Genomic DNA, 11,447 nt, shown 5'->3' with positions numbered 1-11,447 from the left:
CTGATGGGATCATTCAATTGATCTGCCGATTAATGTTTAACTGATCGGCATTAGCGATATACGCCCCTATTCTCTATTTGATTCGCTCTTCGGCAAGCTTAGCAGATGCACTGCTAGGGTATTCATCAATAACCTGCTGATAATACTTAATCGCCTGCGCTGTATTGTCATTGCGCTTTGATATATCCCCAAGCTTAACTAAAGCATCGGCCCGTTTATTGGACTTAGGATACGCAACCACAGCAGCAAAACTCTTAACGGCTTCTTTATCTTGCTTCTTAGCAAAATAAAGCTGCCCTAACCAATAGTGCGCATTAGGAGAAAAAGTAGAATCAGGATAATCTTTTTGAAATTGTTGAAACGCCGCTATAGCACCAGCGTAATCACGCTTCTTTAAGATAAGATCGACAGCGTTTTGATAAGCAGTTTGCTCATCAACATTGGTGCTGAACTTACCCTTGGGAGCAGCAGTTTCTTTGGCGGCTTCAGCAACAGGTGCCGAGCTCACTTGTCCCCGAAGTTTATCAAGCTCGATAAAAAGCTCGCGCTGTCTTTCAAGCATTTGCTGCATATCGAAGCTATTTTTTTCAAGCTGACCACGAAGATCATTAATCTCCAGTGCCATATCGTCAAGCTGCTGCTGCATTTGCAGTTGCATACGATTACGATTTTCGAGCAAGCGCTCAAGACGTTGAACCTCTGTTTCGTTTGCCGAACCGGCAGAAGAAGAGGCCAAAGTAGTATTGCCACTTACGTCTGATACTGGAGCTGGTACAGCGAACACAGGGCTCGCTGTACTTGCCAGCAACATAAGCGTAATGACGCGCTTAAGGTTACTGAACATATGGATTATCCTTGATTAGTATACTAGAACCGCACGGCGGTTTTTAGCGTATACATCTTCAGATTGACCCATTAGAAGAGGCTTCTCTTCACCGTAGCTAACGATAGAGATCTGATCAGCTTGAACACCTAGAGCTTGTAGGTATTTAGCAACCGCATTGGCACGGCGCTCACCAAGTGCAATGTTGTATTCTGGAGTGCCACGCTCATCCGCATGACCTTCTACTGTCACTTTCATTGATGGGTTCTTGCTTAAGTAAGAAGCGTGAGCAGCCAACATTTCTTCGTAGTCACTAGCAATAGTAGAGTTGTCAAACGCAAAGTAGATAGTTTGAGACTCACGAAGCGCCTGCTCTTTTAGCTCTTCTTCAGAAAGTTGACCATTTTCACCAATTGGCGAAACCACTGTGGTATCAACACCATTTGCTGAGCCAGAAGTTGATTGGTTCGTTTCAGAGCCAGTAGAGTTTGCTGCGTCATCGCTTGAACTACATGCTGTAACTGCAAGTACTGGCAGCGCAATTAATAGCCCTTTAAGAACTTTGTTTAGTTGCATTGTTATATTTTCCTTCGTTTTGATACATATTACTGGCTACAAATATGGTGACCATGCCGGAGCACGCACACGACCATTTGTTGCTGGTAATCGAGCTTTAAAGCGTCCATCGATCGAGACCATCGAAAGCACGTTAGTTTCTTTATAGATGGAACTGTAAATTACCATACCACCATTTGGTGAGATGCTCGGTGATTCATCTAGCAAAGTTTTGGTTAGAACCTGAACAGATCCTGTTTCCAAATCCTGTTTAGCTAAATGGAAACCGGTGTTGGTACGATTGACCATTACCAAGAACCGCCCATCTGGTGTGATCTGCCCACCCAGATTCTGACGTCCCTGCCAAGTCAAACGGTTCGTTGAACCACTCGCCAAATCTACTTTATATACTTGTGGTTTACCACCCCGATCTGAGGTAAAGATCAATGATTTACCATCAGGATGCCAAAAAGGTTCAGTATTATTTGATCTGCCGCGTGTAATTTGGGTCAACTTACGAGTTTTTAAATCCAGAGTATAAACCTGCAAGCTGCCCGTTTTAGACAGTACAAGCGCTAGTTTATTACCATCTGGAGAAAAGCGTGGAGCACCATTGTGGCGAGGATAAGAGGTTATCTTTTCACGTTTACCCGTGTAAATATTCATAATAAATATTTCAGCTTGACCATTTTGGAAACTGACATAAGCGAGCTGTTTTCCGTCTGGCGACCAAGCTGGTGACATTAATGGCTGTTTTGAACGTAATACCAATCGCTCGTTGTAACCATCATAGTCAGCAACTCTTAGCTGATAGGCATAGCTGTCCTTGTCATTAACAACCACATACGCGATACGAGTCAAAAATGCACCCCGCTCACCCGTTAGCTCTTCGTATACTAAATCAGAAATACGATGTGCGTACTCTCGTAATCTCTCACCTGGCACAGTCGCACGCTTACTAAACAGGATGTGATCCTTTGACACTACCAACTGGCCATCTGAACTCAGAGCCTTACTTTGTCCTTGGGTTAACTGCCCTCGAACAACATCAATCAACTGATATTGGATAACATAATCGCCTTCGGCATTTTGCGTAATGGTTCCAGTCAATAGAGAGTCTACACCTAAACCTGTCCATTTCTCGAAATCAACTTCGCTATCACTGTATGGTGTTTGTGGCATCTTACCTGTAGGGACTGGGCTAAACTTGCCACTTCTCTGTAGGTCTGAAGCTATGACCGCCGAAACATCATGTGGTAAAGGCGATGTCCCCTGCCATTTAAACGGTACAATAGCGATTGGCCGAGCTGAGTCAATACCGTCTGTAATGACGATTTCAAGCTTAGCACTTGCCAACATAGGTTGTAACAAGACTAACAAGCTCAACAATTGAAGCATAATGCGCTTGATATTAATTTTCACTATAATTCCCTATAGTTTGAATCTAAAGTTGAAATCTCTGAACTCTCGTTGTAACTGAGCCTCTTTCGGAAAGTCAAACTCTTTTGCCTGAACAATTGCTGACTTCGCAGCTCGACAAAGACTTGAATCACCTCCAATAACTTTGGCGGAAGAAACAATAGCTTTGTAGTCACCCGTTGGTATGAGGCGTATATTCAACAAACACTCTTTACCGAAAAAAGAATCTTCCTTTAGCAGGTTTTGCTCAATAGTAAGTTTATATTTTTCTTTAAACCTAGACCTTTCATCCGCAAGAAACTGAGATTGGGCTGCGCTATTTTGCTCCGCTTCAGTCTCCAAACCAGAGAAGATATTATCCAGCGCAGCTTCTTGCTCTTTGCGCTCTTTTTCTATTTGCTCAAGGCGCTGTTTTTCCTTACGCGCTTTCTCAGCCGCCTCTTTGGCTGCCTTTTCTTTGGCAACCCGCTCTTTTTCTGCTTTCTGAGCCGCTTTTTCGCGTGCGATACGTTCCTTCTCCGCTTTTGCGACCGCCGCTTCTTTAGCTTTACGCTCCGCCTCTAGCTTAGTGGCCCGCTCCTTTTCTTGGCGAACACGCTGTTCTTCCGCTTTACGTTCTTTTTCTTTTTGCTGTCTTACTTTCTCAGCTTCGCGAGCCGCCTTTGCCTCGCGAGCTTGTTGCTCTTTCAGCTTGCGGATACGCTCTTCTTCTGCTTTGCGATTTTTTTCCAATTGCTCGCTTTCGCGGCGCAATTTATCTAGGCGTTGCTGTTCTTTTTTCGCCGCGGCCTCTCGTTGGCTTCGTATTTGTTGGGCTTGCTGACGAACAAGGCTGGGATCAATCACCACCGCCTCAACCATTTTGCCTGATGGCTCTGGTTTAGACATAGTAAAATCGGTTCCCCACACCAGCGCCATAACCAGCAATGCATGCAGCAACACCGAGATAACTATCGACTTAGCGTAACCACTCTTTTTTTTCGGCTTACTATCTTTCATAACCAGAGCGCGCTTATTCCTTTATCTCAGTGAGTAAGCCAACCTTAGGGATCCCCGCTCGACTTAATTCATCTAAAACCAAAACAACTTCTGCATACGGGGTCGCCGCATCACCACCAACAGCCACTGGCGAATCAGGCTTAAGTGATAACTCAGCCTTGATCCGTACAATCACGTCTTGTAACGAAAGTCCGCGAGTCACCTCTTCATCGTTAACGCTTACGCCAAGATTACCTTCTCGATCGATTTCAACAATGATAAAACTTGCATCACTGTCACCTGCAAGGTCAGAAGTAGGCTTAGCAGTTGAGGTTTTAGGTAACTCAACATCAACACCTTGAGTTACAAAAGGGGACGTCACCATAAAGATGATAAGCAGAACCAACATAACGTCAATGTAAGGAACAACGTTAATTTCTGCCGTCATTTTACGTTTTTTAGGTTGATATCCAGCCATGATATTAGCCCCTGTTGGCAGAATCACGACCAGCCATAGCTTGGCGGTGCAAGATGCTATGAAACTCTTCAGAAAAAGTGGCATAACTATGCTCTAACTTACCGACTTTATTGCTTAATCGGTTATAGGCCATTACTGCTGGTATTGCGGCAAATAATCCCATCGCTGTCGCGACCAGTGCCTCTGCAATACCCGGCGCAACCATTGCTAAGGTCGCTTGTTTCACTTCGCCCAAGGCAATAAAGGCGTGCATAATGCCCCATACGGTACCAAATAAGCCGATGTAAGGACTGATAGACCCCACAGTAGCTAGAAATGGTAAATTCGTCTCCAATTCATCCACCTCACGAGCAACCGCGACTCGCATGGCTCGGCCAGTACCTTCCATAATAAAGTCAGGCGACTCCGAATTAGTTTTTCTTAAGCGTGCAAATTCGGTAAAGCCCGAGTAAAAGATTTCCTCGGTCCCACTGATATCGTCTTTGCGCTTTTTAGCATTTTGATAAAGAGCCGCAAGGTCAGCACCTGACCAGAATTGGTCCTCAAAAGTTTCAGCACCTTTTGCAGCTTGAGACAAAACTTTACTGCGTTTAATGATCATCGCCCAAGAAACGATAGACATGCCCAATAGCGTCAGCATCACTATTTTTACTAGCAGGCCTGCTTGAAGAAATAAATCAAGCATTGAAATATCAGCGGTCACTTTGAGTTAACTCCATAATAATTTTTTTGGGGAAGGCTATCGGCTTCATTTTTTCACTATCGATGCATGCTACCTTAACCATTGCTTTACACAATATATCTCCAGCAGGATTTACGATCTCCTGACAGAAAGTAACAGAGGCTTTCTGAGCATTTGCAACAGTGGCTTTAACGATTAGGCGATCCTCTAGATGAGCAGCTTGCAAAAAGTCCAAGTCAACATGTCGGACTACAAAAATAATATTTTGTTCCCTTAAGCTTGTGTGTGTCACACCAATATTAACTAACCATTCAGAGCGGCAACGCTCAAAGTATTTCAGATAATTAGCATGATAAACCATGCCTCCTGCGTCAGTATCTTCATAATAGACAGTAACGGGGAATTCGAATACAGGCTGGGTTATATCCACGTTTTTCTCTTGGTCAGCATGATTAACACTACTATACCTTACTCTGATACCCGTTAGGCAAGGAATAATGACGTATTTTCATCGCATGAAACAAAAATAGCACGACTGATCATATCAGTCATGCCATCTGTTGAATAACTCGCTTGTCTAAGTTAGAAAAGCCTAGCCATAGTCAAGTATAAAAGGATCGATATTGAAAAATAAGGACTAAACATAATTTGCCAGCACAAACTCCTTGGCTTGAAGTTCAAGCCGAACACCATACTCGAACACATGGCCCAAATCATCAGTGGCGAAACAACTGCGTTGAATCCACCAATTTGATCGGCATATAACTTTGGATCCCACATAATGAGGGCTACATGATAAAAACCAAGTATCAAAGATAAAGCTCTAAACAGAGCTTTATCCAACGGAGCATGCAGACTGGCTACTTGCTCAGATATACTATTCACTGTCTTTATCCATCATTTCGGTATGCTCTAGCCAAAGCGCATTAATGATGCCAAATGCACAAGCCAGTAATACTCCCAAAATCCACGCGAAATACCACATAGTCTTTGCTCCTTAGTACAGTGAATCTTTGTTGTCTTCGATAAACTTATTATCCAGGCGCCCGAACATTTTATAGTACGTCCACGTGGTATAGCCGAGGATCACGGGCACCATAATAAAGGCAACACCTGTCATTAAGTTGAGTGTCAGCTCAGACGAGGTCGCATCCCACATGGTTAAACTGTGGTTCGGCATTAAGTCAGAAGGCATAATGAATGGGAACATAGCTAAGCCAGCAGTGAAAATAATGCCCGCGTTCCCCACACTTGATGCAAAGAAGGCAATACCACCACGATCAAGGCGAGAAGCAATCACAGTGACCAAAGACATTACCACTCCTAAGATTGGCGCTGCCCACATCAGTGGATATTGCTCAAAATTGTTCAGCCACGCACCAGCCTCACGAACGACTTCTTTCGCTAATGGGTTGGATGCTGCGCTGTGATCAATGGCGCTGGTAATCACATACCCTTCAATATTTTGAATCCAAAAACCGGCAGCCACAAATGCTGCAACAGTCAATAGACCCATAATCTGTGCAACACTGCGTGAACGAGCATGTACGGCATCAGTTGTTTTGAGTTGCAGCCAAGTTGCGCCTTGCATAATGATCATAAACAAGCTGACTAAGCCACAAAGTAGCGCAAATGGGTTGAGCAATTCAAAGAAAGATCCGTGGTATGTCGGCATTAAAAACTCTGTCAGTTGAAAAGGAACCCCTTGCAACAGGTTACCAAAAGCCACACCGAAAATAACTGGAGGGACAAATCCACTGACTGAAATACAGACGTCCCATGTTGAACGCCATTTCTCGTCTTCAATTTTTGAGCGATACGCCAAGCCCAGTGGGCGGAGCCACAAAGCCGCCAGCGTAAGGATCATAGCAAGGTAAAAACCAGAAAAAGAGGTGGCATAGACTAATGGCCATGCCGCAAATAATGCACCACCAGCGGTAACAAGCCAGACTTGGTTACCTTCCCAGTGAGGAGCAATAGAGTTAATCATTACTCGTCTTTCACTGTCTGTTTTGCCAATCACAGGTACCAGCGCGCCAACACCCATATCAAAGCCATCTGTTACTGCGAAGCCGACCAGAAGAACACCGATCAAAACCCACCAGATAAGTCGTAAGATTTCATAATCAAACATATGTTTTTCTCCGTGCTTTACGCGTCAACTTGGCGGCTAACTTTATCTTCAACAGAATTGATATCCTGCTCAAAATGATAACGCCCCGTTTTTAAACTGCTCGGGCCTTTACGGGCAAATTTAAGCATGAGGTAAACTTCAGCAATCAAGAACACAGTGTAAAGGCCTAAAATTGCGAACAAAGACGTCCAGATTTCTCCAGCGGTCAAAGCAGAAGCTGCCACATCCACGGGAAGGATTTCCCCAACAGCCCATGGTTGACGGCCAAATTCAGCAACAAACCAACCTGCTTCAATAGCAATCCAAGGTAGAGGAATACTCAGCAAAGCTGCTTTTAGAACCCAAGGTTTCTGTTCAATTTTCTGGCGGCAAGTTTGCACAAATGCGGCACCAAAGACGAATAGCATGATGAAGCCACACGCAACCATGATTCTAAACGACCAAAATAGCGGCCACACTGTTGGTATCGAATCATCGGCTGCTGCTTGAATCTGTTCTTCAGATGCATCTACCACATTTTCGGTGTAGCGTTTAAGTAACAAGCCGTAACCCAAATCACCTTTCACTTCATCAAACGCCGCCATATTTTCTTGCGATTTATCGCCTTCACGCAGCTTTTCTAATAGACCATAGGCATACATACCATTACGGATCCTATCCACGTGTTCTGCTCTTAAATCGCGAAGTCCTGTAACTTGCTCATCGATAGAACGTGTCGCAATGATCCCCATGACATAAGGAATTTTAATTGCGTAATCAGTATGCATAGTTTCTTGGTTTGGTATGCCAAACAATGTGAATGATGCTGGCGTAGGCTCTGTATGCCACTCGGCTTCAACTGCTGCTAATTTCACTTTCTGAACTTCACCAAGCTCATAACCAGACTCATCACCAAGCACAATTACTGATAAAATAGAGGCCATACCAAAAGATGCAGCAATGGCAAAGGAGCGACGAGCGAATGCAATATCACGTCCCTTAAGCAAGTAGTAACCACTAATACCCAACACAAACATTGCACCTGTGGTGTAGCCAGAAGCAACCGTGTGAACGAACTTAACTTGAGCGACAGGGTTAAGGACCACTTCAGCAAAGCTCACCATTTCCATACGCATGGTTTCAAAGTTAAATTCAGCGCCTACTGGGTTTTGCATCCAACCGTTGGCCACTAGAATCCAAAGAGCGGAGAAGTTTGATCCAAGCGCAACTAACCACGTCACTACAAGGTGCTGGCGTTTAGTCAGTCGGTCCCAACCAAAGAAGAACAGGCCAACAAAAGTTGATTCAAGGAAGAAAGCCACCAAAGCTTCAATGGCGAGCGGAGCCCCAAAAATATCGCCGACGTAGTGAGAATAATATGACCAGTTAGTACCAAACTGGAACTCCATGGTTAAACCCGTGGCAACGCCCAGAACAAAGTTTATCCCAAAGAGCTTACCCCAGAACTTGGTCATGTCCTTATAGATTTGCTTGTCCGTCATTACGTACAAAGATTCCATAATGGCTAACAGGAACACCATACCTAGAGTCAATGGTACAAAGAGGAAGTGATACATCGCAGTCAGCGCAAACTGCAACCGCGACAGATCGACGACATCAATCATGTTTGCTCCTATGTGTCTATACTGACACTTTCTACATTTATGCAGCACAGTAAACATTGAGACCAGTGAAACAATGTTGCTAAAAAACAGCATGTTGTTGCAAAAATGCACCATAACGGTTAGTTAATTGTTAAGCTTTAGCTAGTATAGCTTGTGCTAATACTACTGCTAATAACCACCTCTTTCAAAAGGTTTGTTTTTAGGCTTAGCTTTGATTTACATCAAGTTTTGCTTGACATTCTTGCTCAAAAAACAAACAACTTGATCTACATCAATAGTTTACACGAGCTTTTGTTAACTTGCAGTTATTTTAGGCAGGAAGATAATATTTATGACAAACAACTGATTAACATCTGACAATTTTAAGTTACTTTTCTGACATTATGAATATTCCATTATTGTGAGAATTATCACAAAGAAAGGCGAGCCAGTCACCAAACGACTGACCCTGGAAACTTATTTTTCAATACCGAAATGTAAATATGCTCTATCAGTAGCGATGCGACCTCTGGGCGTTCTTTGTAAGTATCCTTGTTGAATCAAGTAAGGTTCTAACACATCCTCGATGGTGTCTTTTTCTTCGCCGATTGCCGCTGCCATGTTATCTAACCCAACAGGACCACCAGCAAATTTCTCCATGATGGCCAGTAGCAATTTTCTGTCCATGTAGTCAAAGCCTTGTACATCGACATCGAGCATGTTCAATGCTTTGTCAGCTATATCTGCACAAATATGGCCATTACCTTTTACTTCTGCATAGTCTCGAACACGGCGAAGTAAACGGTTGGCAATACGTGGGGTTCCTCGAGCGCGACGAGCGACTTCAAGAGCGCCTTCTTTTTCCATTGATAAACCAAGACAATCCGCACTGCGCCGAACAATGTGCTGCAAATCAGATACCTTGTAATACTCTAATCGCTGAGTAATACCAAAGCGGTCTCGTAGAGGAGAAGTTAGAGAGCCCGCTCGAGTAGTAGCTCCGATTAAAGTGAAAGGCGGCAGATCAATTTTAATCGACCGCGCAGCAGGCCCCTCACCTATCATAATATCAAGTTGATAGTCTTCCATAGCTGGATACAAGACTTCCTCAACCATTGGACTTAATCTATGAATCTCATCGATAAAGAGAACATCATTTTCTTCTAAGTTGGTCAGTAATGCAGCTAGGTCTCCAGCTTTTTCCAGAACTGGGCCAGAGGTTGTACGAATATTGACACCCATTTCATTGGCAACAATATTTGCTAATGTTGTTTTTCCTAACCCAGGAGGCCCGAAAATCAGCAAATGATCCAAAGCTTCGTGCCTAAGGTTGGCTGCTTTGATAAAAATTTCCATTTGATCACGAACATGGTCCTGACCTTGATAATCTGCCAGCTTTTTAGGGCGAATAGCCCTATCAATCACATCTTCATCTTTATAGACGGTGTTATCGGGGGCAATTAAGCGATCAGCTTCAATCATTAAGAGTTCCTAACCGTATACTAAACCATAGATTTTAGAGCTTCGCGGATGAGCTCTTCACTACTCATATCTTGAGTTTTCACTTGAGAGATCACCTTAGAAGCTTGAGTCGGTTTATAGCCTAATGCAAGCAGCGCGCTAACTGCTTCTTCTTCCGCATTAGTCGAGCTGGAAAGTTCGACGGCGTCCATCGGCGCTGCATCTGTGTGAGGCGTCAATAAATCTCCCGCTCCCCATCCTTTGAGCCTGTCTTTCATCTCTACAACCAAACGTTCAGCGGTCTTTTTACCAACGCCAGGCAGCTTAACAAGTGTCGAGATATCCTCACGTTCTACGCTGGATACAAATTGACTGGCTGTCATACCCGATAGTATTCCCAACCCAAGCTTGGGTCCGACACCATTTGCTTTAATCACTTCCCTAAACAGTGCGCGCTCTTTGACTGTATTAAAGCCATAGAGTAGTTGCGCATCTTCTCGCACTACAAAATGCGTATAGATAACCGCTTCTTCACCTATGTTTGGCAATTCATAGAAACAGCTCATCGGCATTTGTACTTCATAGCCAATACCATTGACTTCAATTAATAGCTCTGGGGGTTGCTTATCTAATAAAATTCCACGCAAACGTCCAATCACACTCAATACTCTTTACTGGAGAATTTATGACAGAATAATAAAGAACTGGATAAACATCCAGTTCTTTTTTGTTGAATACTACCGACTTAACGATATCGACCTCTTCGAGCACTCACCGCCTGCCCTGCCAAAGCCACCAAGGTTTTGTTGGTATTGGCATGACATATTGCTGCGCCGAGTGCATCCGCTGCATCTGCTTGCGGTTTGGCGGGCAACTTAAGAATTGACTGAACCATGTGCTGAACTTGATCCTTATCTGCTCCACCCGTCCCGACAACAGCTTGCTTGATTAAACGCGCTGCATATTCATATACAGGTAATTCAGCATTGACTGCAGCAACAATGGCACTGCCTCGTGCTTGACCAAGTTTCAAGGCAGAGTCTGCATTTCTGGCCATAAAAACTTGCTCTATGGCAAAAACATCCGGTTGAAACTGGGTAATGATTTCGGTTACACCAGCATAAATTTGTTTAAGACGCCCCGGTAAGTCTTTTTCTGAAGTACGAATACAACCACTACCTAAATAATGCAGGTGACGCCCTACTTGACGAATCACCCCATAACCTGTGATTCGAGAACCTGGGTCGATACCCAAGATGATTGACATAATATCAATAAGACCTATTAGTTAAAACACTCGGTATAGTAGCCCAGCACGACCATATTAGCGAGGC

14 protein-coding genes are annotated in these 11,447 nt (G+C 43.9%); all 14 read right to left on the bottom strand.

Features of this window, described 5'->3' with window-relative positions; translation table 11 throughout:
- Nucleotides 1-73 precede the first annotated feature (73 nt).
- Nucleotides 74-844, bottom strand: coding sequence for a tol-pal system protein YbgF (gene ybgF, locus AAFM34_RS07955; RefSeq protein WP_341661669.1), 771 nt, complete (start codon nucleotides 842-844; stop codon nucleotides 74-76).
- A 15-nt stretch (nucleotides 845-859) separates the two neighbouring features.
- Entirely contained in the window at nucleotides 860-1,399 is a 540-nt protein-coding gene (pal, locus tag AAFM34_RS07950; RefSeq protein ID WP_160926733.1) for a peptidoglycan-associated lipoprotein Pal, read from the bottom strand.
- A 36-nt stretch (nucleotides 1,400-1,435) separates the two neighbouring features.
- Entirely contained in the window at nucleotides 1,436-2,776 is a 1,341-nt protein-coding gene (gene tolB / locus AAFM34_RS07945; protein ID WP_341661673.1) for a Tol-Pal system beta propeller repeat protein TolB, read from the bottom strand.
- Nucleotides 2,777-2,809: 33 nt separating this feature from the next.
- The gene (tolA, locus tag AAFM34_RS07940; RefSeq protein ID WP_341661665.1) at nucleotides 2,810-3,796 is read right to left on the bottom strand and encodes a cell envelope integrity protein TolA; all 987 of its coding nucleotides are present in this window, start codon (nucleotides 3,794-3,796) and stop codon (nucleotides 2,810-2,812) included.
- A 13-nt stretch (nucleotides 3,797-3,809) separates the two neighbouring features.
- Nucleotides 3,810-4,253 (bottom strand): ExbD/TolR family protein, encoded by a 444-nt coding sequence (locus tag AAFM34_RS07935; protein WP_341661663.1) that lies wholly within the window; start codon nucleotides 4,251-4,253, stop codon nucleotides 3,810-3,812.
- Nucleotides 4,254-4,257: 4 nt separating this feature from the next.
- Nucleotides 4,258-4,956 (bottom strand): protein TolQ, encoded by a 699-nt coding sequence (gene tolQ, locus AAFM34_RS07930; RefSeq protein WP_341661661.1) that lies wholly within the window; start codon nucleotides 4,954-4,956, stop codon nucleotides 4,258-4,260.
- Nucleotides 4,946-5,365: a tol-pal system-associated acyl-CoA thioesterase gene (gene ybgC, locus AAFM34_RS07925; RefSeq protein ID WP_341661659.1), complete on the bottom strand. Its 420-nt coding sequence runs from the start codon at nucleotides 5,363-5,365 to the stop codon at nucleotides 4,946-4,948. Before ybgC ends, tolQ begins: the two co-directional genes overlap by 11 nt.
- A 152-nt stretch (nucleotides 5,366-5,517) precedes the next feature.
- Nucleotides 5,518-5,820: a cyd operon protein YbgE gene (gene ybgE / locus AAFM34_RS07920; protein WP_341661657.1), complete on the bottom strand. Its 303-nt coding sequence runs from the start codon at nucleotides 5,818-5,820 to the stop codon at nucleotides 5,518-5,520.
- A complete protein-coding gene (cydX, locus tag AAFM34_RS07915) occupies nucleotides 5,813-5,920 on the bottom strand; it encodes a cytochrome bd-I oxidase subunit CydX (RefSeq protein WP_000270285.1) in 108 nt (35 codons plus the stop codon). The genes ybgE and cydX overlap by 8 nt, the downstream gene beginning before the upstream one ends.
- A 12-nt stretch (nucleotides 5,921-5,932) precedes the next feature.
- On the bottom strand, nucleotides 5,933-7,069 hold the full coding sequence (gene cydB / locus AAFM34_RS07910) for a cytochrome d ubiquinol oxidase subunit II (protein WP_341661654.1): 1,137 nt from the start codon (nucleotides 7,067-7,069) through the stop codon (nucleotides 5,933-5,935).
- Nucleotides 7,070-7,086: 17 nt separating this feature from the next.
- Nucleotides 7,087-8,673: a cytochrome ubiquinol oxidase subunit I gene (cydA, locus tag AAFM34_RS07905; protein WP_341661651.1), complete on the bottom strand. Its 1,587-nt coding sequence runs from the start codon at nucleotides 8,671-8,673 to the stop codon at nucleotides 7,087-7,089.
- Nucleotides 8,674-9,129: 456 nt separating this feature from the next.
- Nucleotides 9,130-10,134 carry a Holliday junction branch migration DNA helicase RuvB gene (gene ruvB / locus AAFM34_RS07900; RefSeq protein WP_341661649.1) on the bottom strand — a complete coding sequence of 335 codons (1,005 nt, stop codon included), beginning with the start codon at nucleotides 10,132-10,134 and terminating at the stop codon, nucleotides 9,130-9,132.
- Between the two features lie 20 nt (nucleotides 10,135-10,154).
- Nucleotides 10,155-10,772, bottom strand: coding sequence for a Holliday junction branch migration protein RuvA (gene ruvA / locus AAFM34_RS07895; protein WP_341661647.1), 618 nt, complete (start codon nucleotides 10,770-10,772; stop codon nucleotides 10,155-10,157).
- An 86-nt stretch (nucleotides 10,773-10,858) separates the two neighbouring features.
- Nucleotides 10,859-11,380 (bottom strand): crossover junction endodeoxyribonuclease RuvC, encoded by a 522-nt coding sequence (ruvC, locus tag AAFM34_RS07890; protein WP_114787156.1) that lies wholly within the window; start codon nucleotides 11,378-11,380, stop codon nucleotides 10,859-10,861.
- Between the last annotated feature and the right edge of the window lie 67 nt (nucleotides 11,381-11,447).

Origin of the sequence: Vibrio sp., assembly GCF_038138445.1 — a bacterium.
Taxonomy (GTDB): domain Bacteria; phylum Pseudomonadota; class Gammaproteobacteria; order Enterobacterales; family Vibrionaceae; genus Vibrio.
The sequence above is the reverse complement of the archived record's forward strand: the minus strand, read 5'-3'. Positions and strand labels throughout refer to the sequence as shown.